The sequence below is a fragment of the Janibacter alkaliphilus genome (assembly GCF_013408565.1).
Taxonomy (GTDB): domain Bacteria; phylum Actinomycetota; class Actinomycetes; order Actinomycetales; family Dermatophilaceae; genus Janibacter; species Janibacter alkaliphilus.
Window position 1 is genome coordinate 2,868,979 of the sequence record NZ_JACBZX010000001.1, and the last position, 23,739, is coordinate 2,892,717.

22 protein-coding genes and 1 riboswitch are annotated in these 23,739 nt (G+C 75.0%); of the genes, 5 read left to right on the forward strand and 17 right to left on the reverse strand.

Annotation, left to right across the window (positions count from 1 at the left end):
* Positions 1–8: 8 nt before the first annotated feature.
* Genes BJY28_RS13635 through hisI form a run of 3 tightly spaced genes read right to left on the reverse strand, consistent with a single transcriptional unit; the run spans position 9 to position 2,616 of the window.
* Positions 9–623 carry a Trp biosynthesis-associated membrane protein gene (locus tag BJY28_RS13635; protein ID WP_179463487.1) on the reverse strand — a complete coding sequence of 205 codons (615 nt, stop codon included), beginning with the start codon at positions 621–623 and terminating at the stop codon, positions 9–11.
* Positions 620–2,218: an anthranilate synthase component I gene (locus BJY28_RS13640; protein ID WP_425485715.1), complete on the reverse strand. Its 1,599-nt coding sequence runs from the start codon at positions 2,216–2,218 to the stop codon at positions 620–622. The genes BJY28_RS13635 and BJY28_RS13640 overlap by 4 nt, the downstream gene beginning before the upstream one ends.
* The gene (gene hisI, locus BJY28_RS13645) at positions 2,215–2,616 is read right to left on the reverse strand and encodes a phosphoribosyl-AMP cyclohydrolase (protein ID WP_343037120.1); all 402 of its coding nucleotides are present in this window, start codon (positions 2,614–2,616) and stop codon (positions 2,215–2,217) included. The genes BJY28_RS13640 and hisI overlap by 4 nt, the downstream gene beginning before the upstream one ends.
* Positions 2,617–2,835: 219 nt before the next feature.
* Here hisI and BJY28_RS13650 point away from each other — a divergent pair, with 219 nt between their 5' ends.
* The gene (locus BJY28_RS13650; RefSeq protein WP_179463488.1) at positions 2,836–3,339 is read left to right on the forward strand and encodes a hypothetical protein; all 504 of its coding nucleotides are present in this window, start codon (positions 2,836–2,838) and stop codon (positions 3,337–3,339) included.
* Positions 3,340–3,962: 623 nt separating this feature from the next.
* On the opposite strand, the gene BJY28_RS13655 is transcribed toward BJY28_RS13650, so the two are convergent.
* Together BJY28_RS13655 and BJY28_RS13660 are read right to left on the reverse strand one after the other, a co-directional pair.
* Positions 3,963–5,789, reverse strand: a complete 1,827-nt coding sequence (locus BJY28_RS13655) for an ABC transporter ATP-binding protein (protein WP_179463489.1) — start codon at positions 5,787–5,789, stop codon at positions 3,963–3,965.
* On the reverse strand, positions 5,786–7,762 hold the full coding sequence (locus BJY28_RS13660; RefSeq protein WP_343037121.1) for an ABC transporter ATP-binding protein: 1,977 nt from the start codon (positions 7,760–7,762) through the stop codon (positions 5,786–5,788). Before BJY28_RS13660 ends, BJY28_RS13655 begins: the two co-directional genes overlap by 4 nt.
* A 126-nt stretch (positions 7,763–7,888) precedes the next feature.
* Here BJY28_RS13660 and BJY28_RS13665 point away from each other — a divergent pair, with 126 nt between their 5' ends.
* The gene (locus BJY28_RS13665; RefSeq protein WP_179463490.1) at positions 7,889–8,527 is read left to right on the forward strand and encodes a TIGR03085 family metal-binding protein; all 639 of its coding nucleotides are present in this window, start codon (positions 7,889–7,891) and stop codon (positions 8,525–8,527) included.
* A 24-nt stretch (positions 8,528–8,551) separates the two neighbouring features.
* Here the strand turns inward: BJY28_RS13665 and hisF are convergent, their stop codons facing one another.
* On the reverse strand, positions 8,552–9,340 hold the full coding sequence (hisF, locus tag BJY28_RS13670; protein ID WP_179463491.1) for an imidazole glycerol phosphate synthase subunit HisF: 789 nt from the start codon (positions 9,338–9,340) through the stop codon (positions 8,552–8,554).
* A 132-nt stretch (positions 9,341–9,472) separates the two neighbouring features.
* Here hisF and BJY28_RS13675 point away from each other — a divergent pair, with 132 nt between their 5' ends.
* Complete coding sequence (locus BJY28_RS13675; protein WP_179463492.1) at positions 9,473–10,078, forward strand: nucleoside/nucleotide kinase family protein; 606 nt, start codon at positions 9,473–9,475, stop codon at positions 10,076–10,078.
* A gap of 7 nt (positions 10,079–10,085) precedes the next feature.
* On the forward strand, positions 10,086–11,210 hold the full coding sequence (locus BJY28_RS13680) for an FUSC family protein (protein WP_218875360.1): 1,125 nt from the start codon (positions 10,086–10,088) through the stop codon (positions 11,208–11,210).
* 275 nt (positions 11,211–11,485) lie between these two features.
* Here BJY28_RS13680 and BJY28_RS16945 read toward each other — a convergent pair whose 3' ends face one another.
* The 4 genes from BJY28_RS16945 to BJY28_RS13700 are packed head-to-tail and all read right to left on the reverse strand — an operon-like array spanning position 11,486 to position 13,840.
* Positions 11,486–11,917 carry a PH domain-containing protein gene (locus tag BJY28_RS16945; protein WP_179463494.1) on the reverse strand — a complete coding sequence of 144 codons (432 nt, stop codon included), beginning with the start codon at positions 11,915–11,917 and terminating at the stop codon, positions 11,486–11,488.
* Positions 11,914–12,753: an ATP phosphoribosyltransferase gene (gene hisG / locus BJY28_RS13690; protein ID WP_179463495.1), complete on the reverse strand. Its 840-nt coding sequence runs from the start codon at positions 12,751–12,753 to the stop codon at positions 11,914–11,916. The genes BJY28_RS16945 and hisG overlap by 4 nt, the downstream gene beginning before the upstream one ends.
* 8 nt (positions 12,754–12,761) lie before the next feature.
* The gene (locus BJY28_RS13695; RefSeq protein ID WP_179463496.1) at positions 12,762–13,025 is read right to left on the reverse strand and encodes a phosphoribosyl-ATP diphosphatase; all 264 of its coding nucleotides are present in this window, start codon (positions 13,023–13,025) and stop codon (positions 12,762–12,764) included.
* Between the two features lie 23 nt (positions 13,026–13,048).
* Positions 13,049–13,840 carry a nicotinamide mononucleotide transporter family protein gene (locus tag BJY28_RS13700; protein ID WP_179463497.1) on the reverse strand — a complete coding sequence of 264 codons (792 nt, stop codon included), beginning with the start codon at positions 13,838–13,840 and terminating at the stop codon, positions 13,049–13,051.
* Positions 13,841–13,855: 15 nt separating this feature from the next.
* Positions 13,856–13,986, reverse strand: a riboswitch (FMN riboswitch).
* A 77-nt stretch (positions 13,987–14,063) separates the two neighbouring features.
* Here BJY28_RS13700 and BJY28_RS13705 point away from each other — a divergent pair.
* The gene (locus tag BJY28_RS13705) at positions 14,064–14,915 is read left to right on the forward strand and encodes a hypothetical protein (protein WP_179463498.1); all 852 of its coding nucleotides are present in this window, start codon (positions 14,064–14,066) and stop codon (positions 14,913–14,915) included.
* Between the two features lie 28 nt (positions 14,916–14,943).
* Here the strand turns inward: BJY28_RS13705 and rpe are convergent, their stop codons facing one another.
* From rpe to BJY28_RS13740, 7 genes are all read right to left on the reverse strand, one after another.
* The gene (gene rpe, locus BJY28_RS13710; RefSeq protein ID WP_179463499.1) at positions 14,944–15,600 is read right to left on the reverse strand and encodes a ribulose-phosphate 3-epimerase; all 657 of its coding nucleotides are present in this window, start codon (positions 15,598–15,600) and stop codon (positions 14,944–14,946) included.
* Between the two features lie 73 nt (positions 15,601–15,673).
* Positions 15,674–16,054 (reverse strand): VOC family protein, encoded by a 381-nt coding sequence (locus tag BJY28_RS13715; RefSeq protein WP_179463500.1) that lies wholly within the window; start codon positions 16,052–16,054, stop codon positions 15,674–15,676.
* Complete coding sequence (locus tag BJY28_RS13720) at positions 16,054–17,757, reverse strand: RsmB/NOP family class I SAM-dependent RNA methyltransferase (protein WP_179463501.1); 1,704 nt, start codon at positions 17,755–17,757, stop codon at positions 16,054–16,056. Before BJY28_RS13720 ends, BJY28_RS13715 begins: the two co-directional genes overlap by 1 nt.
* Positions 17,750–18,679, reverse strand: coding sequence for a formyltransferase family protein (locus BJY28_RS13725; protein ID WP_179463502.1), 930 nt, complete (start codon positions 18,677–18,679; stop codon positions 17,750–17,752). Before BJY28_RS13725 ends, BJY28_RS13720 begins: the two co-directional genes overlap by 8 nt.
* Positions 18,680–18,726: 47 nt before the next feature.
* Complete coding sequence (locus tag BJY28_RS13730) at positions 18,727–20,922, reverse strand: primosomal protein N' family DNA-binding protein (protein WP_179463503.1); 2,196 nt, start codon at positions 20,920–20,922, stop codon at positions 18,727–18,729.
* 71 nt (positions 20,923–20,993) lie between these two features.
* Positions 20,994–22,217: a methionine adenosyltransferase gene (gene metK / locus BJY28_RS13735; RefSeq protein ID WP_179463504.1), complete on the reverse strand. Its 1,224-nt coding sequence runs from the start codon at positions 22,215–22,217 to the stop codon at positions 20,994–20,996.
* A 130-nt stretch (positions 22,218–22,347) separates the two neighbouring features.
* Complete coding sequence (locus BJY28_RS13740; RefSeq protein WP_179463505.1) at positions 22,348–23,655, reverse strand: phosphopantothenoylcysteine decarboxylase domain-containing protein; 1,308 nt, start codon at positions 23,653–23,655, stop codon at positions 22,348–22,350.
* Between the last annotated feature and the right edge of the window lie 84 nt (positions 23,656–23,739).

Sequence of the window (23,739 nt, forward strand, 5' to 3'; positions counted from 1 at the left end):
GCCCCAGGTTACTCGTCGCGGACGGGTGCCCCGCCCTCGCCCGCCGGCTCCTCGCCCCGCCCGACCCGGTCCCAGTCGGAGTCCACCCGCTCGCCCCGGGCGCCGCCGACCTGGTCCGGGTCGGCGCCGGCCTCGTACCGGCCGCCGAGGCGCTGCCAGCGCCGTCCGCCGACGGCCCCGGCCGCCGCGGCGAGCAGCTGCAGCGCGCCGCCGGCGACCGCTACCCACGGCCAGGGCGAGAGCTCTGCGGTGGCCTCGAAGGCGCCGGTGCCACCGGAGCCGCGGGCGGCCACCTGGCCGAGGACGAGGTCGGGCTCGAGGATGACCCGCAGGCTCACCCCGATGGTGCTGATCGCGCCGATCGCCATGACGGCCAGGGCGATCCACCGGGCGATCCGGCCGGCGGTGACCGCGGCCACCGCCGCCGCCGGGCCGACCAGCGCGATCGCCGCCAGCCCGGTCACCGCCTCGGTGCCGGGGGCCTCGGCGGCCACCGGGCCGGCCACCCCGTTCGCACTGCCGGTCAGCCAGGTCGCCCGGGTGGCCAGCAGCACGACCACGAGTGCGGCGGCGCTGAGCAGCACCACCCCGACCTTGCTGGTGAGGATCCGCAGCCGGCTCATCCGACGGTCCGCATCGCCCGCGCGGTGGCGACGGCGCCGAGGGCGGCGCCGGCCTTGCTCACGCACTCCTGCTGCTCGCTGGCCGGGACGGAGTCGGCGACGATCCCCGCACCGGCCTGGACGTGCGCCTGGCCGTCCTTGAGCAGCGCGGTGCGGATCGCGATGGCCATGTCCAGGTCGCCGTGGAAGTCGAGGTAGCCGACGACCCCGCCGTAGATGCCGCGCCGGCTGCGCTCGTAGCGCTCGATGAGCGCCAGCGCCCGCGGCTTGGGGGCGCCGGAGAGGGTGCCGGCCGGGAAGGTCGCGACGAGCACGTCGAAGGCGCTGCGGCCGGGGTCCATCTCGCCGATCACCGTGGACTCGAGGTGGATGACGTGGCTGTAGCGGCGGGTCTCCATGAACTCGACGCAGTCCACGGTGCCGGCCAGGCACACCCGCTGCAGGTCGTTGCGGCCGAGGTCGACGAGCATGAGGTGCTCGGCCCGCTCCTTGGGGTCGGCGAGCAGGTCCTCCTCGAGCAGCATGTCCTTCTCCGGGGAGTCCCCGCGCGGCCTCGTGCCGGCGATCGGGTGGGTGATGGCCTGCCGCCCGGTCACCTTCACCAGCGCCTCCGGGGAGGAGCCGACCACCTCGTAGCTGCTGCCGTCCGGGTGCGGCAGCCGGACGAGGTACATGTAGGGGCTGGGGTTGCTGGCGCGCAGCGCCCGGTAGACCTCGAGGGCGTCGACGTCGCAGGTCGTGCTGAAGCGCTGGGAGAGGACCACCTGGAAGACCGCGCCGGAACGGATGTCCTCCTTCGCCTCCTCGACGATCTCCTCGTAGCGCTCGGCGGTGACGTCGCTGCGCACCTCGCCGCGGGCCGCCGCCAGCGCGTCGGTGTCGATGGTCGCCACCGTGCTGGCGGCGGGCGCCGCCAGCCGCTCGACCATGGCGTCGAGCCGGTCGACCGCGTCCTGCCATGCCTGCTCGACCCGCTCGTCGGTGCCGTCGTGGTTGATCGCGTTGGCGATGAGCAGCAGCGAGCCGTCGCTGTGGTCGACGACGGCGAGGTCGGTGGCCAGCACCAGCCCCATCTCGGGGACGTCGAGGACATCCGGCAGCTCGCTCGGCACCCGCTCCCAGCGCCGCACCGCGTCGTAGCTGATGGCGCCGACCATCCCGCTGGTCAGCGGCGGCAGGCCGGCGATCGGCTCCGTGCGCAGCGTGTCCAGGGTGGCCCGCAGCACCTCGCCGGGGTCGCCCTCGGTGGGGATACCGGCCGGCGGCTCACCGATCCAGCGGGCCCGGCCGTCCTGCTCGGTGAGGGTGGCGGCGCTGTCCGCGCCGATGATCGACCAGCGCGACCACACCCCGCCGTGCTCGGCCGACTCCAGCAGGAAGGTGCTCGGCCGGTCGCCGGCCAGCTTGCGGTAGACCCCCACCGGGGTCTCGCCGTCGGCCAGCACCCGGCGCACCACCGGGACGACCCGGCGGTCGGCAGCCAGCACCCCGAAGGTGTCCAGGTCGGGCCAGGTCCGCCCGGGTGAGAGATCGGGAAGGAAGATCTGCGGCGTCGGATCCGTCGGCTCGCCCGCATGCGGCGCGGCGGCGCTCACCGGGCGCCCTCGCCGACGACGGCACCGAGGTCGCGGCCGTCGAAGCAGGTCCTCGTGCCGGTGTGGCAGGCGGCCCCCACCTGGTCCACCCGGACGAGCAGCGCGTCACCGTCGCAGTCCATGGCCACCGAGCGCACGTGCTGCAGGTGCCCGGAGGTGTCGCCCTTGCGCCAGTACTCCGCCCGGCTGCGGGACCAGTAGGTGACCCGGCCCTCGGTCAGGGTGCGGCGCAGCGCCTCGTCGTCCATCCAGCCCAGCATGAGCACCTCGCCGGTGTCGTGCTGCTGGACGATCGCAGCGACGAGGCCGTCGGCGGTGCGCCGCAGCCGATCGGCGATCTCGGCGGGCAGGGTCGCCTCCTGCGCGGGCGCGCTCTCGGAGGGGATGTCGGAAGCCACCCGCTCATTGTGCCGTGGCGGTGGGTGGCGCCCGACGGGCGGGGCGCGACGCCCGACGGGCGGGGCGCACGGCAAGACGGGCAGGGCCCGACGCCCGACGGGCGGGCGGCCGGCCGTGGGTCCGGGCGAGCCGGCCGGGGCCGCTGCTGCTCGTCGTCACCCTGCCCCGGGGACCACGGTGCTTCGCCCCTGGGCCGGGCCCGCCCTACCCTGGAGGCGATGTCACGTCCGGACCGTCCCCCTTCGTCCTCCGGCACCGGCCCGACCTCGGAGCCCGGGACGGCCGCCTCCACCACCGGACCGGCGCGGACGATCAGCCACCGGTGGCGCTGGCGGCCGCGCTGGATGTGGATGCTCACCCTCGCTGTCGCGGTGATCCAGCTGGCGAACGCGGCGCTGCGTCTCGCTGCCGGCGAGATCGGGTGGGGCGTCGCCACGCTGCTGCTGGCCGGGCTCTTCGGCTGGATCAGCTGGGAGCACTGGTCGAGCGGCGTGGTCGCCGATGCCCGTGGGGTGCACGACCGGGGCAGCCCGCCCTACAAGCCGAAGGGCCGGCTGCCGGCGATCGACGTGCCGTGGGACGAGGTCGCCCAGATCCACGTCCCGGAAGGTCGCCGCGACGTGCGCCTGGTCACCCACGACGGCACCGAGCACCACCTGCAGGGGCTGCGCGGCCCGGACCTGACCCGCCTGCGGGCGATCTGGCGCGCATACGCGGACTGAGCACGTCGACCCCTTCGCGCGTAGGACCGCGTGTGTCCGCCAGGACCGCATGCGCGGGCGGGCGAGCCCGACAGTCCTAGGACTGTCGGGTTCCTCGGTACGGTGATCGCATGACCTCGGACGCGCGGGTGTGGCCTCGCCAGCACGCCTGGGTCGGGCCCTGCGCGCTGGTCGCCGGGATCCTGATGCTGGTCGTCGGTCTTCTGGTGGTCGTGCAGGGGGGTGAGCTATGGATCGTGGTCTACCTTCTGGGCGGGCTGGCGAACATTGCCAACGGAATGATCCTCACCGGCGTCCGGACCGTGGCCACCGAGCGCGGCATCCACTGGCAGAACCTGGCCACCGAGACCCGCTGGCTCCCCATGAGGCGTCCCCTGGATCTGGGCTGGGACGAGGTGACCGATATCCGCGTGCGTGGCCAGCGCTTCGGCGGCCGGCTCAGCCTGGTCACCGCCGACGATCCCGACGTCGAGGTACCCCTGGTCCCCGCGGAGGACCTGGACGAGCTGCGCAGTCTCTGGCTGGACGCCTGTGGCAGTGACACCGCCCCGGGCAGCGCAGGCTCGGCACCTCCCATGTCGCCGGCTCATCCCGACGCCGCGCGGCCGCCCCGGGGAGTCGACCTAGGAGCGCTGCTGCGCCGCCCACGAGGCGTGCAGCCGGGCGTAGCGCCCGCCCGCGCCGACGAGCTCGCGGTGCGGCCCGCGCTCGACGATCCGGCCGGCGTCGACCACGACGACCTCGTCCGCCGCCTCGGCCGTGGAGAGCCGGTGGGCGATGGCGATCGAGGTCCGGCCGGCCATGAGCCGCTCCAGCGCGTCCTGGATCGCCACCTCGCTGGCCGGGTCCACCGCGGAGGTCGCCTCGTCCAGGACGAGCAGGTCCGGGTCGGCCAGGTAGGCGCGCACGATGGCGACCAGCTGGCGCTCCCCCGCGGAGAGGTTCTCCCCGCCGGGTCCGACCCCGGTGGCCAGCCCGGCCGGCAGCCCGTCCAGCCACCAGCCCAGCCCGAGGTCGCGCACCGCCGCGGCGATGACATCGTCGTCGGCGTCGGGCGCTCCGACCCGGACGTTCTCGGCGAGCGAGGCGTCGAAGAGGAAGCCCTCCTGCGGCACGAGCACCACCCGATCCCGGAGCGAGGAGAAGCGCACCGTGCGCAGGTCGTGCCCGTCCAGCAGCACGACGCCGTCGTCCGGGTCCATCAGCCGGGTGAGCAGCTTGACCAGGGTGGACTTGCCCGACCCGGTCTCCCCGACGACCGCGACCCGGCTGCCCGGCGCCACCCGCCACGAGATGTCCCGCAGCACCGGCTCCGCCCCCGGGTAGGCGTAGGTCACCTCGCGCATCTCCACCTCGACCGGCCCCCGGGGCAGCTCCACCCCGGACTCCCCCGGGTCGGCGACGTCCGCCGGGGTGTCGACGACGGCGATCACCCGACGCCAGCCGGCCACCGCGTTCTGCAGCTCGTTGAGGGTCTCGGTGGCCTGCTGCACCGGCTGGGTGAAGAGGTTGACGAGGAAGAGGAAGGCGAGCAGCCCGCCGAGGGTGACGTCGCCGCGGACGGCCAGCCAGGTGCCCACGGCCAGCACCACGGCGACGGTGAAGCCGGAGAGGAACTGGCCCGAGCTGAAGGCCATCGTGGAGCGGATGTGCGCGCCGACCCCGGCCCGCCGGTGCGCCTCGACGGCCGCGTCGATGCGCTCCCCGGTGCGCTGCTGCAGGTGGTGAGCCCGGATGGTGGCCGCCCCGCCGATCGACTCGCTCACCGCGGCGAGGACGTCGCCGACCCGCTCGCGCACCCGCAGGTAGGCCCGCCCGAGCACCGGCTGGAAGCGCGCGATGACGAGCATCAGCGGCACGAAGCAGCACCACACGACGAGGGTGAGCACCGGGCTGTAGGTCAGCATGAGCACGGTCGAGACGACGATCTGCCCGAGGCTGATGACCAGCATCACCCCGCCGAACTGGACGAACTGGCTGATCGTGTCCACGTCCGAGGTCACCCGGGAGGTCATCGACCCCCGCCGTTCCGTGCTCTGGGTGAGCACCGAGAGGTCGTGCACCTGCCGGAAGGCGGTGCGCCGCAGCGTGGCCAGACCCCCTTCGGCGGCCCGGTAGAGCCGGGAGATGACGAGGTAGCCGGCGGCCGCGGTGATCGCCACCACCAGCGCCGACCACGCCACGGTCTGCCAGACCACCGCGGTGTCCACGCCGCCGGGGGCGAGCAACCCGTCGTCGGTGGTGCGCTGCACGGCGATCGGGACGACCACCCGGCCCCCGGTCATCACCGCGGCCAGCAGCAGCGTGACGGCGAGCCCGCGGGTCAGCTCCGGCGAGATCTGCAGCCCGCGCCGCAGCATGTGACCGGTGGAGCCGGTGGCGCTGGCCACCGTGGAGCTGCGCGACGACGGGTGCTGCTCGGGCGGGGTCCGGGTGCTCGTGCTGCTCATGGCGTCCCCTGCGTCGAGCGCTGGGCCGCCTGCTCGGAGTAGGCGGTGACCAGACGGCGGTACCCCGGGTCCCGCGCCAGCAGCTCCTCGTGGCTCCCGACGTCGACCACCCGGCCCTGCTCGAGGTGGACCACCTCGTCGGCCAGGGCGATGGTGGAGAGGCGGTAGGCGACGAGCAGCACCGTGGTCCCGGCGCTCTCGTGCCTGGCGCCCGCACCCGGGGACGGGCGCTCCCCCAGCCCGCGGAGGATGGCCAGCTCGACCTCGGGGTCGACCGCCGAGGTGGCGTCGTCCAGGACGAGCAGCCGCGGGTCGCGGACCAGCGCACGGGCCAGCGCGACCCGCTGCCGCTGCCCGCCGGACAGCGTCGTGCCACGCTCGCCCACCGGGGTGTCCAGGCCGCTCGGCAGGGCGTCGACGAAGCCGTCGGCGCGGGCCACCCGCAGCGCCTCGCGGACCGCGGCCTCGTCGATCGGCTCGCCCAGGGTGATGTTGCCCCGGACGGTGTCGTCGAAGAGGAAGGTCTGCTGCGGCACCAGGGCCACCGCACCAGGCACCTGGCCGTCGGCGAGCTCGCGGGCGTCGACGCCGTCCAGGCGCACCGTGCCGGCGGTGGGGTCGACGAGCCGGGCGACCAGCTCGACGAGGGTCGACTTGCCGGAGCCGGTGGCGCCGACCACCGCGACCGTGCGACCGGGAGCGATCCGCAGGCTGACGTCGCGCAACGCGTCGCGACGTCGCCGGTCGACAGGGTGGTCCGGACCGGCGTCCATGTCGCCGACCTGGCCGGACCCGCCCTCCGCGGGACGGGCGTCACCCGTGCTCCCGTCCGCCAGGTCGGCCCGCGGCGAGCTCTCGTAGCGGTAGCTCACCCGGTCCAGCTCGACCGCCAGGCCGCCACCGTCCGGCAGCCGCCGCTCCCCGAAGGTCATCTCGCCCTCGGCGGCCAGCACGGCAGCCACCCGGTCCCAGGCCACCACCGAGCGCGGCACCTCCCCCAGCACCCACCCGATCGAGCGCACCGGGAAGGCCAGCAGGGCGATGAGGAAGGCCACCTGGACCACCTCACCGGCGGTCATCGCGCCGCTGCCGACGCGCTGGGTGCCGACGGCGAGCACCAGCAGGGTGCCGATCTGCGGGATCGCCTCGACCACCGGCTCGAAGACGCCGCGCACCCGACCGACGTCGACGTTGGCGCCGCGCAGCCGGTCGACGACGGCGCCGAAGCGGGCGCTCTCCCGCCCTTCGGCACCCATCGCCTTGACCACGAGCGCCGCGTCGAAGGACTCGTGGGCCACCTCGCTCACCTCGGCCCGCAGGCGCTGGCTGCGGGCGGCGAGCGGGGCCATGTAGCGCTGGTAGACGGCGTTCACCACCAGCAGCAGCGGGAAGACCAGGCCACCGACCAGGGCCATCACCGGGTCGACGAGCAGCATCTGGACGATGCCGAAGGCGAGCATGGTGAGCACCCCGAGCGCCATCGGCAGCGGCATGAAGATGAACCAGGTGGACTCCACGTCGGTGTGCGCGTTGGAGAGCAGCTGGCCCGACGGGTGCCGGTGGTGCCAGGAGAGCGGCAGCCGCAGGTACTGCCGGGTCACCCGGCGGCGGTCGTGCGCGGCCGCGGCGAACATCGTCATCGCTCCACCGATCCGACGCATCACCACGCCCACCGTCGCCGCCAGCACCACCCCGCCGACGATGCCGAGGATGGCCAGCAGGGTGCTCGGGTCAGCCTCCCCCGCGGTCACCGCGGGGGTGACCTGGTGCTCGGTGACGTGGCCGACCGCCCAGGCGATGAGCGAGGTCGCGGCACCGTAGAGGGCGCTGCCGACGACGGCCACCGCGAAGGGGGCCGGCGCCTGACGCACACCACGGGCGATGATGCCGCCGGCCCGTCGCAGCGACACCTGACGGCGCAGCGACGCGTCCCGACCCTGCGACGCCCGACCCTGGCCACCGCCCTCCGCCACGTGGCCTCCTCCTGGTTCGCCGTGCTGCCGTCGCCGTGCTGCGGGCCCGGATCACCTGCAGGTCCGGGATGCAGCGGCTACCCTGCCATGTCAGACCGACAGCCCCGGTCCCGATGGAGGCATGCCGTGGCGCACCTCGCCCGTACCGAGCGCGACGCGCTCTGCGACACCCTCGTGCAGGCCGGCCCTGAGGCCCCCACCCTCAGCGGTCGCTGGCTGGCGGCCGACCTCGCCGCGCACCTCATCGTGCGGGAGGGACGCCCGGACCTGGCCGCCGGGGTGGCGCTGCCGCCGCTGTCCGGTCGTACCGATCGGGCCATGGAGCGGCTGGTGCGCGAGACCCCCTTCGCCGACCTCGTGGAGCGGGTCCGCTCCGGTCCTCCGGCCTGGCACCCCACCCGGCTGACGCCGGTCGACGAGATGGTCAACCTCGTCGAGATGTTCGTCCACCACGAGGACGTCCGCCGTGGCGGTGACGACGCCTCCCCGCGTCGATTGGCTCCGGCGATGACGCACGCGCTGGGGGCCCGGCTGCGGCTCATGGGTCCGCTGCTGGCCCGGGGTGTCACCGGCGTCTCGATCCACCTCGTCACGCCGACCCGGCGCACCCGGCTGGGTCGCGGCCAGGACCCCGTCGTGGAGATCCACGGGCAGCCCGGCGAGCTGCTGCTCTTCCTCTTCGGGCGGCGCGAGGTCGCCGAGGTGGAGCTGGTCGGCGACCCGGTCTCCGTGCAGACGCTGTGGGATGCCCCGCTGGGGATGTGAGCGACCGCTGCGGCGCGGGTGGGGTCAGTCGGCGCGGCCGTGGCGCACCGGGTACCCCGCCTCGCCGAGGGCGTCCTTGACCTCGCCGATGCCGACCTCGCCGAAGTGGAAGATGCTGGCCGCGAGCACCGCGTCGGCCCCCGCGGCCACCGCGGGCGGGAAGTGCTCCGCCGCACCGGCGCCGCCGCTGGCGATCACCGGGACGGCGACCTGCGGGCGCACCTGGGCGATGAGGTCGAGGTCGAAGCCCGCCTTGGTGCCGTCGGCGTCCATCGAGTTGAGCAGGATCTCGCCGGCCCCGAGCTCGGCCGCGCGGGCGCACCACTCCAGGGCGTCGATACCCGTCCCGCGCCGACCGCCGTGGGTGGTGACCTCGAAGTCGGCGGTGGGCCGCCCGTCGTCGCCGCGCCGCCGCCGCACGTCGGCGGAGAGCACGAGCACCTGGGCACCGAAGCGGTCGGCGACCTCGGCCACCAGCTCGGGCCGGGCGATGGCAGCGGTGTTGACCCCGACCTTGTCGGCGCCGCAGCGCAGCAGCCGGTCGACGTCGTCGACGGTGCGCACCCCACCACCGACGGTGAGCGGGATGAAGACCTGCTCGGCGGTGCGGCCGACGACGTCGTAGGTGGTCGCCCGGTCGCCGCTGCTGGCGGTCACGTCGAGGAAGGTCAGCTCGTCGGCACCGGCCGCGCCGTAGGCCCGGGCCAGCTCGACCGGATCACCGGCGTCACGGAGGTTCTCGAAGTTGACGCCCTTGACGACACGCCCGGCGTCGACGTCGAGACAGGGGATGACACGGACGGCGAGCGGCACCCGGCCAATCTACCCGGCACCCTCCGAGCCGCTCTCGTCCTCCCCAGCCCCGCCGCGGTCACCGCGTCGCCGCATCCGGGGGCGGCCCTACCCCCGCCTCGGTGTCGGCACCCGCCGCTAGCCTCACCCCCTGTGGGAGCCGAGACCGAGCAGGCCGCCGACCCGGCGCACGTGGACGCCGTCCTGGCCCGGGCGCGCACGTCGGTCCCGGCGTGCGGTCCGGTGACCGTCGTCGCGCTCGACGGACGCAGCGGGTCGGGCAAGACCACGCTCGGGTCGGCCGTGGCCGATGCGTGGGGCGCTCCCCTGCTGCACATGGACGAGATCTATCCCGGCTGGGACGGGCTGGCGGCCTCGGTCGGGGTGCTCGAGGAGCAGGTGCTGGCGCCCCTGGCACGGGGCGAACGGCCCGAGTACCGGCGCTGGGACTGGACGCACGACCGCTGGGGACCGCTGCGCCGGCTCCCGGCCGAGGACCGGCTGGTCGTCGAGGGCTGCGGCGTCGCCGTCCGACCGGCCGGAGACCGGGCGGCCGTGCGGGTGTGGCTGGAGGCGCCCCGCGTCCTTCGTCAGCGGCGGGGTCTCTCCCGGGACGGCGAGGCCTACCGGCCGCACTGGCAGCGCTGGGCCGCCCAGGAGGACGCCCTCTTCGCCGCGGACGGGACCCGCGAGCGTGCCCACCTCGTGCTGCGCACCGGGGCCGACGCCCCAGGTGGCACCCAGCCGGAGCAGGGATGATGGACCGGTGAGCATCCGCGCCGAGGTGAGAGCCCTGACCCCCCGGTCGAGCTGGCGCACCCGGGTGGCCCGGGTGCGGGACCGCTCGGCCCGGCTGGCCACCTCCGCGGTGGGGGCGGCCCTGGCCTGGTGGTTCGCCCGGGACGTGCTGGACCACCCGCAGCCCTTCTTCGCGCCGGTGACCGTGCTGGTCACGCTCGGCCTGAGCTACGGGCAGCGGCTGCGCCGGGTCCTCGAGCTGGTCGTCGGGGTGGCCGTCGGGGTCGGCATCGGGGACCTCTTCGTGGCCATCTTCGGCACCGGCGTGTGGCAGATCAGCCTGGTCGCCTTCGTCGCCATGTCGATCACCACCTTCCTCGGGGCCGGTCCGCTGCTCTCGGTGCAGGCCGGCGTGCAGGGGGTGATCGTGACGACCCTGGTCGCCGCGCCGGACCAGGCCTTCAGCCGGTGGGTCGACGCGCTCGTCGGTGGGGTCATCGCCATCGTGCTGGCCACGCTCGCGCCGGCCGCGCCGGTGCGCCGGCCGCGGCGGGCGGCCGCGGAGTTCGTCGACGAGATCGGCGAGATCATGCGGGAGATCGGCGAGGCGCTGCGCTCGCGCGACGAGGTCGCGGCGACCCGGGCGCTGCGCCGGGCCCGGGACACCGAGGAGCGGCTGAGCACCCTGCGCACCACCGCCGACGAAGGGCTGGAGGTAGCCGCGATCTCGCCGCTGCACCACCGCCGCCGCCAGGAGGTGCGGGCGATCGCCGACCTCATCACCCCGCTGGACCGCTGCGTGCGCAACCTGAGGGTGGTCGCGCGGCGGGCCGGGGTCGCCATCCGGGCGGACGAGACCGTGCCGGACTCCTACATCGACCTGCTCAGTCGGCTGGCGGACGTGGTCACCGCGATGAGCGAACGGATCGACGAGCAGCAGGTCCCCGACTTCGCCCGGGAGGGGCTGACCGAGATCGCCGACGACAGCCGCGCGGGCGAACCGGGGGCCAGCCTGTCCGCCGAGCTCATGCGGGCCCAGATCCGGTCGATGTGCGTGGACCTGCTCATGCTCACCGGGCGCACCCACGACGAGGCCAGCACCGACCTCATCCCGAAGGTGGATCCGGCTCCCCGCAGCCCGGACCAGCCGTAGCCCCACCCCCGTAATAGCCCGGGCAGCTGCGCACCCACCCCGCAATTACCCGGGCAGTTGCGCAGAGGGCGGAATCTGCCCGGGCAGTTGCGCAGCTTCCCCCACAAAAGCCCGGGCAGCTGCGCACCCACCCCCGCAAAAGCCCGGGCAGTTGCGCACCCACCCCCGCAAGTACCCGGGCAGTTGCGCACGGGGGTCGTCAACTGCCCGGGCAGTTGCGCACCCACCTCGCAATTTGCCCGGGCAGTTGCGAAGGGGACGCGGGGTCAGGGTCGTCAGGCGGGGGGCTGGGCGATGAGGTCGGCGAGCCGCTCGGCCTCCAGGACGGCGTCGGTTCCGTCGGCCCGCTGGATCGCCATCACGGCCAGGTCGTCGCCGTCGGCGAGGTCGAGCCGGGGCCAGGGCATCCCCCCGGAGAAGCGCACCGCCTCGATCTCGGGCCACGGCACGAGCCGACCCGGCCCGATGTTGCGCACCCACAGGCCCTCGCCGCGGGGTTCGGCGCGGATCGTGGCGTAGCGGGACATCAGGCCGGCGATCGCGGCGCCCATCGCGGTGATCATCACCCGGTCGACGAGCTGGTACTTCTCCGGCAGCAGCACCGCCAGCACGATCGCCGCGACCAGCACGACGACGCCGACGATCACCGGCACCACCCGGCCCCGGCGCGGGCGGAAGACGTGCGTGGGCACGTCCGCGGCGGTCACAGCCGGCACGCGGTGATCTCGGTGACGAGGATCGCCCGGGCGCCCAGGTCGTAGAGCTCGTCCATGATCTGGTTGGTCCGCCCGCGCGGCACCATCGCCCGCACCGCGGTCCACTCGGTGTCGTGCAGCGCGGCCACGGTCGGCGACTCCAGGCCGGGGGTGAGCTCGACCGCCTGGTCCACCAGCGTGACCGGGCAGTCGTAGTCGAGCATGACGTACTCGCGGGCGCGCACCACCCCGGTCAGCCGGCGGTGCAGCACGTCCAGTCCCCGGGCATCGGCGTCCGGGGCGCTGATGAGCACCGCCTCGCTGCGCAGGATCGGGTCGCCGAAGACGGTCAGCCCCTGGTTGCGCAGCGTCGTGCCGGTCTCGACGACGTCGGCGATGGCGTCGGCGACTCCGAGCATGATCGCGGTCTCGACGGCCCCGTCGAGCCGGACCACCTCGGCGTCGACCCCGGCACCCCTCAGGTGGTCGGCGACCAGCGTCGCGTAGGAGGTGGCCACCCGGCGGCCCTGCAGGTCGCCGACCTGCGAGACCTCGCCGGCGCGGGCCGCGAAGCGGAAGGTGGAGCCGCCGAAGCCCAGCCCCATCACCTCGCCGGCGGTCGAGCCGGAGTCCAGCAGCAGGTCACGGCCGGTGACCCCGGCGTCGACCTGACCGCGGCCGACGTAGAGCGCCACGTCGCGGGGGCGCAGGTAGAAGAACTCGACCCCGTTGTCGGGGTCGGCCACGACCAGCTCCTTGCTGTCGCGGCGCACGCGGTAGCCCGACTCGCGGAGCATCTCCACGGTGGGCTCGGACAGGGACCCCTTGTTGGGGACGGCGATGCGCATGGTCGACCTCAGAGGTGGGCGTAGACGTCGTCGAGGCTCAGGTCGGCGTCGAGCATGAGCACCTGCAGGTGGTAGAGCAGCTGGCTGATCTCCTCGGCCAGCTCCTCCCGGCTCTGGTACTCCGCGGCCATCCACACCTCGGCGGCCTCCTCGACCACCTTCTTGCCGATGGCGTGCGTCCCGGCGTCCAGCGCGGCGACCGTGCCGGAGCCCTCAGGGCGGCTCGCCGCCTTCTCCCGGAGCTCCTCGAAGAGGGCGTCGAAGGTCTTCACGGCCCCAGGGTACGGGGCGCGGCTCACGCCTTCGCCATCCGGTCGCCTCCCCCGGATCCCGGCGCATCCGGGTCCTCGCCGCGCTCGGCGGCGCCACGGGTGGCGGCCACCCAGCGGGTGAAGCCGTAGAGGACGAAGGCGCCGTAGAAGATGTACATCACCGCGGTCGGCACGTAGCCGGTGGCGAAGCCCAGCGGCACCCCGACGAGGTCGACGGCGATCCAGGCGAGCCAGAACTCGTTCCACCCGCGGGCCATCATGTACGTCGCCAGCATCGAGCCCACGAAGATCCAGGCGTCGCACCAGAAGTACCACCACTCCGGCTGCCAGTACGGGTTCGGCGAGGCCTCCCAGAGGCGGACGAAGACCTCGTGGGCGAGCACAGTGCCCCCGGCCCAGACGGCGATCACCGCCACCCGCTCGCCGGGGCGGGCCCAGCGGGGCACGATCGCCGCGCCGTCGTCGCCGGTGCCGGCCTGCTGGCGGGCCCGGCGGTGCTGGGTCCAGCGCCACCAGCCGTAGATGCTCGTGATGATGAAGAAGACCTGCCGCCCGGCCTGGCCGAAGAGCGGGATGCGCTCGTCGGCGCCGAAGAGCGCCCCGAGGTAGACCGCGAAGAGGATGATGTTGGCGCTGATCCCGACCGGCCAGGCCCACACCCACCGCTTCATCCCGAGGTAGGCGCTGGCGATGCCGATGAGGATGCCGAGGGTCTCCAGGTAGGAGACGTCGTAGCCGCCGACCGTGGCGTGCGCGGCGATGAGCTGCTGGAAGAGGTTCTGCTCGGGGTCGGCCGCGAGCACGAGCGAGGGCATGGCAGGTCCTTGTCCGCACGCCCTCTCCCGTCCGGACTGTCACCGTCGGCCCTGGTGTCGCACCAGAGTTCACCGGCTGCGTCGGGCAGCCGGGTCGCGGGCTCATCACCGCCGGTTCGGAATCTCACCGAGTCACGAGGTCGTGCCGGGCCATCCTCCCCGGCGGCCGCGTCCCTCGGCAAACCGGTGGCGCGCCGGTGGCCCGCTGGCCAAGGATGGGGCGATGGAGCTGACCGAGCGCACCTTCCGGGGCCTGGCGAGATCGTCGCCGTGGCGCTGGCAGAGCGTGCACCTCGTCCGGCACGCCCACGGCGGCGCTCCCGAGGAGGCGGTCATCGGGGCGCGTGTCGAGGCGTGGATCCGGCGCCCCGGCCTCATGCGGGTCGTCGCCGACGGCCGGACCGAGGTGTTCCGGGAGCGGGCTCGAGCGGCGGCGCGGTACTCGACCCGGACGTGGGGCAGGGGCGGACGCCGCAGGACGCTCGCCCGTCCGGGGACGGTGATCCCGGCCGTCGACGCCGACGGACTGGTCACCGTGCGCCCGCCGGACACCGTCGTCGATCTCGACGACCCGATGTGGCAGTCCTACGCCTGGATCGCCATGCTCGACCCGGCCGAGCTCGCCGACGGCGACCCTGACCGGGACCCCGCGCTGCCGGCCGGCGCCGAGCCGCCGCCGCTCGATCCCGATCCCTACCCGTGGGCCGGGTGGCCGTCCTACGCGGCGCCCGTCGGGGTCGAGGTGTCCGACCTTCGCGAGACGGAGCGGGCCGGGCGGCGGACCTGGTGGGCCCGCGCTGTCCCGACCTCGGCCTACCAGCCGCGGTGCAGCTGCTGTCCGCTGCTGCCCAGCGAGGTGGCCGACCGGATCGAGGCCGAGGACGGCGGTCCCCCGCTGGATCCTGGGGTGAGCTATCCCGCGTCCTTCGAGGTCGCGCTCGACGTCGGTACCGGCATCTGCGTGGCCGTGCACCCGCAGCTGCCCTCGACCCGGAGCCTGGACGCCGAGGACAGCGGGTTCGACGTGGAGATCCGCGCCGTCGACCTCGACCTGCCCAAGGGGTTCTTCCGCTGAACGGTCGCGGACCGTGCACTGCGACCAGTCAGTGAGCGTGCCGCCCGGCCAGCTCGCGCAGCTCGCCGATCGCGGCCGCCGCGTCCTCGGCCCCGTAGACCGCCGAGCCGGCGACGAAGACGTCGGCGCCGGCCTCGGCGCACTGCTCGATGGTGCGGGCCGAGACGCCGCCGTCGACCTGGATCCACACCTCGCCGCCGTGCCGGCGGACCGCCTCGCGGACCTGGGCCACCTTCGGCATCTGGTCGGCCATGAAGGCCTGTCCGCCGAAGCCCGGCTCGACGGTCATCACCAGCACCATGTCCAGCTCGGGGAGCAGCTCCTCGTAGGGGGCGAAGGGGGTGCCCGGCTTGAGCGCCATGCTCGCTCGGGCCCCCTGGGCCCGGATCTCGCGGGCGAGACGGGCCGGGTCCGCCGCGGCCTCGACGTGGAAGGTGACGCTCTGCGCGCCGGCCTCGGCATAGGGCGGCGCCCACCGGTCCGGGTCCTCGATCATCAGGTGGCAGTCGATCGGCACCGGGCTGACCCGCAGCAGCGACTCGACCACGGGCAGGCCCAGGGTGAGGTTGGGCACGAAGTGGGCGTCCATGACGTCGACGTGGGCCCAGTCGGCGGTGGCGATGGTGTCCAGCTCGGTCTGCAGGTTGGCGAAGTCGGCGGAGAGGATGCTCGGGGAGATCTGCACGGGTGCTCCGGTTCAGGGTCGGGTCGGCGGGTGGATCGTCCGGTCGGTGGTTCGGCGGGGTCGGTCGGCGGGGTCAGTCGGTGTGGATGGACAGGATGTTGCCGACCCCGTCCTCGACCTGGAAGTGCAGGCCGATCTCGGAGCGGGTCAGCTCCTCGCGGAAGGTGAGCCCGGCCCGCTTGAGCCGCCAGTACTCCAGCTCGGCGTCGGCGACGGCGAGCATGAGCACCGGCAGACCCTCGCGCAGGCAGTGCTCCTGGTAGCGGCGCACCGCCTCGTCGCGGATCGGCTCAAGGTTGATCTGGCAGCCACGCTCCCACCCGGTCCCGGGGCCGAGGATGTAGAGGTCGTGCTGGGGGACGACGAGCACGTCCCGGAAGCCGAGCACCTCGGTGTAGAAGCTGTAGGCGGCGGCCGGGTCGGTGACGTGGATGCCGGCGACCATGACCCGCATCAGGACTGCTCCGTCTTGCGCAGCAGGGCGAGATACATCCCGTCGGTGCCGTGGGTGTGCGGCCACAGCTGGGCGGCCGGGCCCTGCCCGAGCGAGTCGACGGCGAGGCTGCCGGGCCGCGCCACGCCGACGAGCGCCTCACGGGCGTCGACCTGCTCGACGTCGCCGCGGCGGCGCACCAGGTCACCGACGACGAAGGTGGTCTCGGACAGGTGCGGCGAGCAGGTCGCGTAGCCGATGACCCCGCCGGGCCGGGTGGCGTCGATGGCGCTGCCGAGCAGCTCGCGCTGCAGGGGGCCCAGCTGGGCCAGGTCGTCGGTGCTGCGCCGCCAGCGGGCGTCCGGGCGGCGGCGCAGCGCCCCCAGGCCGGTGCACGGCGCGTCGACGAGCACCCGGTCGTAGCCGCCGGGCTCCTCCTGGCCGACGAGGCGCCCGTCGCCGGTGCGCACCTGGACCGGCGGGCCTGGTGGTCCGCCGTCACCCGCGCCGCCGCCACCCGCGCCGCCGTCACCCAGCAGCGGACGGAGGGTCTGGCGGACCAGGTCCGCGCGGTGCTCGCTGATCTCGTTGGCGACCAGGGTGGCTCCCTGCTGGCCGGCCAGCGCAGCGAGCAGCCCGGCCTTGCCCCCGGGGCCGGCGCACAGGTCGAGCCACCGCTCGGGCCCGCCGTCGGGGCGCGGGGCGATCTCGGCGGCGGCCAGCGCCAGGGCGAGCAGCTGGCTCCCTTCGTCCTGCACGGCGGCCCGCCCCTCGCGCACGGCGACCAGGTCGCCGGGGTCGCCGGAACCCAGCAGCGCCGCCACCGGTGACAGCCGTCCCGGTTCGGTCCCGGCGAGCTCGTCCGGCGTGGACAGGCCGGGCCGGGCCGCGAGCGCGACCGGGGCGGGGGTGTTGTGCGCCTCGAGCAGCTCGTCCAGCACGCCGTCGATGTCGCCGGCGTCCGCCGCGCCGTGGCCGACGAGGGCCTGGCGCAGCGCCTTGACGATCCACACCGGGTGCGAGCGGCGCACGGCGAGCCGCTCGGCCGGTGGCTCGGCGGGCACCACCGCGGTCAGCCAGTCCTCGCGGCTGCGCTCGCTGATCCGGCGCATCACGGCGTTGACCAGGCCGGCGGCCCCCTGGCCGGCGACGTCCCGGGTCAGGGCGACGGACTGGTCGGCGGCCGCGTGCTCCGGCACCCGCATGCCGAGCAGCTGGTGGGCGCCGAGCCGGAGCACGGCGAGCACGTCGGGGTGCAGGCGCTCCACCGGACGATCGGCGGCCTGGGCGATCACCGGGTCGTAGAGACCACGCATCCGCAGCGTCCCGTAGGTGAGCTCGGTGGCGAAGGCAGCGTCCCGGCCGGACAGCCGGGCGCGGCGCAGCGCCTGCGGCAGCTCGAGGTTGGCGTAGGCGCCGCCGTCGACCGCGCGCAGCACCTGGTGCGCCGCGGTGCGGGACGGGTCGGCCCGACGGTGACGCTGAGAGGGGGCGGTGCGCGACCGCTGACCGCCCGGGGCTCCCCCACCGCGTCCGCTAGGCCGGTCTCCGCCGCGTTCGCGCTGTCCGCCGGTCCGGTCTCCACCGCGTCCGCGCTGCCCGCCGGGGGCTCCCCCGCCGCGCCCACTAGACCGGTCCCCGCCACGTCCGCCGGACGATCCCCGGCCACGCCCGCCCGAGGCTCCCCCGCCGCGCCCGGGGCGCGTGCCGCTCTCGTCACTCATCGCCGAGCACCTCGTCGTCTCCGATCCGCGCGCCGCGGGCCCAGTCGGCGGCGGGCATGGGCTTCTTGCCGAGCGGGGTGACCTCGCCGAGACGGACCGGTCCGTCGGCGGCACCGACGAGCACCTCGTGCTTGCGGACGGCCACCTGCCCGGGCGCGAGGTCGACCTGCTCCTCGGCGCGGGTCACCGGGCCCAGCCGCAGCCGGTCGCCGCGGACGGTGGTCCAGGCGCCCGGCGCCGGGGTGCAGCCGCGGACGATCCGGTCGATCGCCAGGCGCGGCAGCGTCCAGTCGACGCGGGCGTCGGCGGGGGTGAGCTTCGCGGCGTGGCTGATCCCGTCGGTCGGTTGCGGCTGCGGGACGAGCCGACCAGCCGCGATCCCGTCGAGGGTCGCGACCATGAGTCCCGCGCCCCCCTCGGCGAGCCGCCCGAGCAGCTCACCGCTGGTGTCGTCGGGCCGGATCCGTTCGGTCATGGTCCCGTAGACGGGGCCGGTGTCCAGCCCCTCCTCGATGGCGAAGGTGCTGGCCCCGGTGATCTCGTCGCCGGCGATGATCGCCCGCTGCACCGGCGCGGCCCCGCGCCAGGCCGGCAGCAGGGAGAGGTGCAGGTTGACCCAGCCGTGCGCGGGGATGCCGAGCACCGCACCGGGCAGGATCTCGCCGTAGGCCACCACCGGGCAGCACTCCACCGCGAGGTCACGCAGCCGCTCGGCGACGCCGGGGTCTCGCGGGCGCTCGGTGATCACCTCGACCCCGTGCTCCTGCGCCAGCGCCCGGACCGGCGAGGGCTGCAGGGTGCGGCCGCGACCGACGAGGGCGTCCGGGCGGGTGAGCACCGCGACCACCTCGTGGTCGGAGTCGAGCAGGGCGCGCAGGGTGGGCAGGGCCACCTCTGGGGTTCCGGCGAAGAGCAGTCGCACGCCGGCGAGTCTAGGTGGCGAGGTCGCTGGTCCGACCACGGCCGTGCTCAGCCGAGCGCGTCCCGGGCCCCGACCCGGACCGCGGTCAGGTCACGTTCCTTGCGGGCGCTCTCGCCGGCCCGCAGGTCGTGCAGCGCCCGCGCCAGGGCGGGGCCGCGGTCGAAGGCCGCTCGCACCACGAGGATCGCGTGCTCGTCGTCCCCGGGGACCGGCAGCGGACCGAGCGCCTCTCCCCCGGCGCGGTCCACGATCTCGACGATCTGGCGGCAGCGGCCTCGGGTGGTGCGCACCTGCGCCGACCAGGAGGTCGGCGGCAGCCCGAGCTCGGCCCGCTCGGCCAGCTCGCGGCCGACGAACCACTGCGGGTCCCAGCGCACCAGCGCCTCCACCGGGGGCAGGGTCACGTGACCGGGCGCGCCGGCCAGCACGACCACCCCGCCGTCGGTCCACGAGCGCGCCAGCGCGGCAGCGGCGAACCACCGCCGGACGGCTTCCTCGGCCGCCCGCAGGTCGGGTCGGTCCAGCAGCGCCCAGGCGTCCAGCAGCAGCACCGCCCGGTACCCCCCGTCGGCCACCGGCTCGGCGCCCGGGGTGGCCACGACGATCGCCGGGTCGGACCCCACCTGCTCGCGCACCCGGTCTCCCCCGGAGGTCAGCACCGGTACCCCGGGGAAGGCCCGCCCGATCTCCTCGGCGGTGCGCCGGGCGCCGACGACCCCGGCGCGCAGCCGGGTGCCCTCGCAGTGCGGGCAGACGAAGCCGGAGGGTGAGCGGGCGCACCAGCGGCACTCGGGTGCCCGGTCCGGGCCGGGCAGAGCCAGCGGGCCGTGGCAGTGCTGGCAGCGGGCCGGAGCCCGGCAGGAGGCGCAGGACATCGCCGGCAGGTAGCCGCGGCGCGGCACCTGCAGCAGCACCGGTCCGTGCTGCAGCGCCTCCCGCGCGGCGCGCCAGGCGCTGGAGGGGATGTGCGCCCGGGCCCCCGGGCCGTCGCGCTCCTCGTCGATCCCCTCCCCGGCCACGACCACTCGGGGCGCCTCGCGCCGGGGGGGCGTGCCGCCGATCACCGGCAGCCGGCCGGCGCCGACGAGGGCCGCGGTGTCGGTGGACATCGTCAGACCGCCGACGAGCAGGGCAGCTCCGGCCAGGTCGGCGCGGGCGGTGAGGACCTGACGCACGTGCGGGTAGGGCGAGCGAGGTTCCTGGTGCAGGTCGTCGCCGTCGTCCCACCACGCCACCAGCCCGAGGTCAGGGACGGGGGCGTAGGCGGCGGCCCGGGTCCCGACGACCACCCGGACGTGGCCGCGCAGCGCCTTGAGCCAGGCGGTGTAGCGGGCCTGGGGCCCCTGGTCCGCGGTGAGCCGCACGTGCCGGTCCGCGCCGAGCACCTCGGTGAGCGCGGCGTCCACCCGGGAGACGTCCCGCAGATCGGGGACGACGATGACCGCCCCGCGGCCGGACTCCTCGGCGGCCCGGGCGGCCTCGGCCAGCGCCCGAGGCCAGTCGCGCTCCGGCGGGCGGGAGGGCGCGGCCAGCCAGGCGGCGCGCGGCGACTCGCCCGCCCGGACCCTCCGCCACCAGGCGGCGCCCGCCCGGTAGTCCTGCCACACCGGCGGCACCGGGTCGTCACCGACCGTCGCCGATCGCTCCGCCGCCTCGGACTCCTTGGCCTGCGCGGCCGCAGCGGACTCCTCGGCCCCCCGGACCTCCGCCGTCTCGGCCTCCGTGGCCACAACGGACTCCTCGGTCTCTCCGACCTCGGTGGCCGGCTCCCGCGGCAGGGCCCGCTCGGCGCGGGCGTGCCGCGGGGGGATCGCCAGCCGCAGCACGTCCTGCACGGTCCCGGCCTGCTCGGCGGCGACCCGTCGGGCGGTCTGCAGCACGTGCGGGGTGAGCACCGGCTCGTCCGAGACGACCGTGCGCAGCGGCGCCAGCCGGCCCTCGTGCACGGCCTCGACGCGGCGCTCCACGAGGTAGCCCGGGCGGTCCTGCCCGGCGAAGCGCACCTTCACCCGCACCCCGGGCCGGGCCGCCTCGTCCAGGTCGTCCGGCACCGCGTACTCGAACTCGTGGTCCAGGTGCGCCAGCCCGCTGTCCACGAGCACCGCGGCCACCGGCCGGGTCTGCCGCGCCTCTCCCCGCCCTTCGGACGGCGCCGCGGCCTGCCCGCTGCCGTCGGCACGCCCAGCGCCGCCGGCGGGCGCGGGCACGTCGAGCAGCGCCTCGGGCTGGTCGGTGCGGGACATGCGGACAAACGTAGCCGGGCGGGGCGACAGCCCCGCCCGGCGACGTCAGGTGTCGGCCGTGGTGCGCCGGATCAGCCGGCCACCGCGCGCTGCAGGTCCTCGACCCGGTTGCGCTGCTCCCACGGGAAGGCGCCCTCGACGCCCGGCGCCGAGGTGCGGCCGAAGTGGCCGTAGGCCGCCGCGGGGGCGTAGATCGGACGGAGCAGGTCGAGCTCCTCGACGATGGCCAGCGGCCGCAGGTCGAAGACCTGCTCGACGGCCTTCTGGATCTTCTCCACCGGGGCGGTCTCGGTGCCGAAGGTCTCGATGTAGAGGCCGACCGGCTGCGCCTTGCCGATGGCGTAGGCGACCTGCACCTCGCAGCGCCGGGCCAGACCGGCGGCCACGACGTTCTTGGCGACCCAGCGGGTGGCGTAGGCGGCCGAGCGGTCCACCTTCGAGGGGTCCTTGCCGGAGAAGGCGCCGCCACCGTGCCGGGCCATGCCGCCGTAGGTGTCGACGATGATCTTGCGGCCGGTCAGGCCGGCGTCGCCCATCGGGCCGCCGATGACGAACTTGCCGGTCGGGTTGATGAGGTTGCGGTAGCCCTCGGTGTCCAGGCCGCCGGGGACCGCGTCCGCGATCCCGGCCACGACCGGCTTGATGACGTGGGTGTCGATGTCGACGCCCAGCTGCTCCTGGGTGATCTCCTCGGCGTGCTGCGTGGAGAGCACCACGGTGTCCAGCCGGACCGCGCGGTCGCCGTCGTAGTCGATGGTCACCTGGGTCTTGCCGTCCGGACGCAGGTAGTCCAGGGTCCCGTCCTTGCGGACCGTGGACAGCCGCTCGGAGAGGCGGTGCGCCAGGAAGATCGGCAGCGGCATCAGCTCGGGGGTGTCGTCGCAGGCGTAGCCGAACATCAGGCCCTGGTCACCGGCGCCCTGCTTGTCCTTGGGGTCGATGCCGCCGGTGCGGTTCTCGAAGGCGGTGTCCACGCCCTGGGCGATGTCCGGGCTCTGCTTGCCGATGGAGACCGAGACGCCGCAGGAACGGCCGTCGAAGCCCTTCACCGAGCTGTCGTAGCCGATCTTGTCGGCGACCAGGTCGCGGATCAGCGTCGGGATCTCGACGTAGGTCTGCGTGGTGACCTCCCCGGAGACGTGCACCAGCCCCGTGGTCACCATGCTCTCCACGGCGACCCGGCTGTAGGGGTCGTCGCGCAGCATGGCGTCGAGGATGGTGTCGGAGATCTGGTCGCAGATCTTGTCGGGGTGACCCTCGGTCACCGACTCGGAGGTGAAGAGTCGTCCGGACACGCAGTGCTCCTGTCGTCGTGCGTCTGTGTCGTGCGAGGTGAATGTCTCGTGCGGTCTCGGTGCTCGCCCCGGCGGTCACGCGCGCCAGCGGTGCCGCGCAGCCCGGACCGGACGCGGTCCGCGCGTCAGTCTAGGCAGAGACCAGCCGCGGACCCACGACGTCCCAGATCGTGTCGGCGATCTCCCGCTTCGAGGCGGGACCGGCCGGGACCGGTGCGGCACCGTCGCGGGAGAGCACGTGCACCATGTTCGTGTCCTGGCCGAAGGTCTTGCCGACGCCGACCTCGTTGACGACGAGCAGGTCGCAGCCCTTGCGCTCCAGCTTGGCGCGGCCGTGCTCGAGCACCGACCCGGACGCGTCACCGGTCTCGGCGGCGAAGCCGACGATCAACGGTGCCGTCGCCGCACCCCGACCGGCCACCAGGCCGGCGAGGATGTCCGGGTTGCGGACCAGGCGGATCGTCGGGGCGGCGTCGGGGTCGGCCGGGTCGTGGGTCTTCTTGATCTTGGCGTCCGCGTACTCCGCGGGACGGAAGTCGGCGACGGCGGCGGCCATCACCACGACGTCCGCCTGCGGCGCGCGCGCGGTCATCTCGGCCTGCAGCTCCAGGGCGGTCTCGACCCGCACCACCTCCACCCCGACGGGAGCGGGCACGTCGGTGCTGGCGGCCACCAGGGTGACCTCGGCGCCGCGGTCGGCGGCTGCGGCGGCCAGGGCGACGCCCTGCTTGCCGGAGCTGCGGTTGCCGAGGTAGCGCACCGGGTCCAGCGGCTCGCGGGTGCCGCCGGCCGAGACGAGCACGCGACGACCGGCGAGGTCAGCGGCGCGGCCCGCCGGCCCGTCCGCGGCACCGGCCGGGCTGGCCGAGGTGCCGCGTGCGGCCTCCGGGGTGCCTGCTGGCTCCCCGCCAGCGTCGGCCACCGCGGCCAGCGCCGCGTCTCTGATGACCTCCGGCTCGGGCAGCCGCCCGGGACCGGTGTCGGCGCCGGTGAGGCGACCGGCCGCGGGCTCGACGACGTGCACGCCGCGCTCGCGCAGCAGCGCCACGTTGGCGCGGGTGGCCGGGTGCTCCCACATCTCGGTGTGCATGGCCGGGGCCAGCACGACCGGGCAGCGGGCGGTGAGCAGCACGTTGGTCAGCAGGTCGCCGGCCAGCCCGTGGGCCGCCTTCGCCAGCAGGTCGGCGGTGGCCGGGGCGACGACGACCAGGTCGGCCTGCTGGCCGAGCCGGACGTGCGGCACCTCGGTGATGCCGGTCCACACGTCGGTCTGCACCGGGCGCGAGGACAGGGCCTCCCAGGTGGGTGCCCCGACGAAGCGCAGCGCGGCCTCGGTGGGCACCACGGTGACCTCGTGCCCGGCCTCGCTCAGCAGCCGCAGCAGCAGCGCCGCCTTGTAGGCGGCGATGCCGCCGGTGACACCGAGGACGATCCGCACGCTGCGTCGGCTCCGGGTCCGGCGCTCAGGCGGAGGCGTCGTCGCCGGCGGCGTCGACGTCCGGCTCGGCGGCCGGGACGGCCT

Bases quoted from the DNA above. Each gene is read 5' to 3' on its own strand.
- BJY28_RS13635 (WP_179463487.1), bottom strand. From the start codon at position 623: ATGAGCCGGCTGCGGATCCTCACCAGCAAGGTCGGGGTGGTGCTGCTC.
- BJY28_RS13650 (WP_179463488.1), top strand. From the start codon at position 2,836: ATGTCACGTCCGGACCGTCCCCCTTCGTCCTCCGGCACCGGCCCGACC.
- BJY28_RS13655 (WP_179463489.1), bottom strand. From the start codon at position 5,789: ATGAGCAGCACGAGCACCCGGACCCCGCCCGAGCAGCACCCGTCGTCG.
- hisG (WP_179463495.1), bottom strand. From the start codon at position 12,753: ATGCGCATCGCCGTCCCCAACAAGGGGTCCCTGTCCGAGCCCACCGTG.
- BJY28_RS13700 (WP_179463497.1), bottom strand. From the start codon at position 13,840: ATGCCCTCGCTCGTGCTCGCGGCCGACCCCGAGCAGAACCTCTTCCAG.
- BJY28_RS13705 (WP_179463498.1), top strand. From the start codon at position 14,064: ATGGAGCTGACCGAGCGCACCTTCCGGGGCCTGGCGAGATCGTCGCCG.
- BJY28_RS13715 (WP_179463500.1), bottom strand. From the start codon at position 16,054: ATGCGGGTCATGGTCGCCGGCATCCACGTCACCGACCCGGCCGCCGCC.
- BJY28_RS13720 (WP_179463501.1), bottom strand. From the start codon at position 17,757: ATGAGTGACGAGAGCGGCACGCGCCCCGGGCGCGGCGGGGGAGCCTCG.
- BJY28_RS13730 (WP_179463503.1), bottom strand. From the start codon at position 20,922: ATGTCCCGCACCGACCAGCCCGAGGCGCTGCTCGACGTGCCCGCGCCC.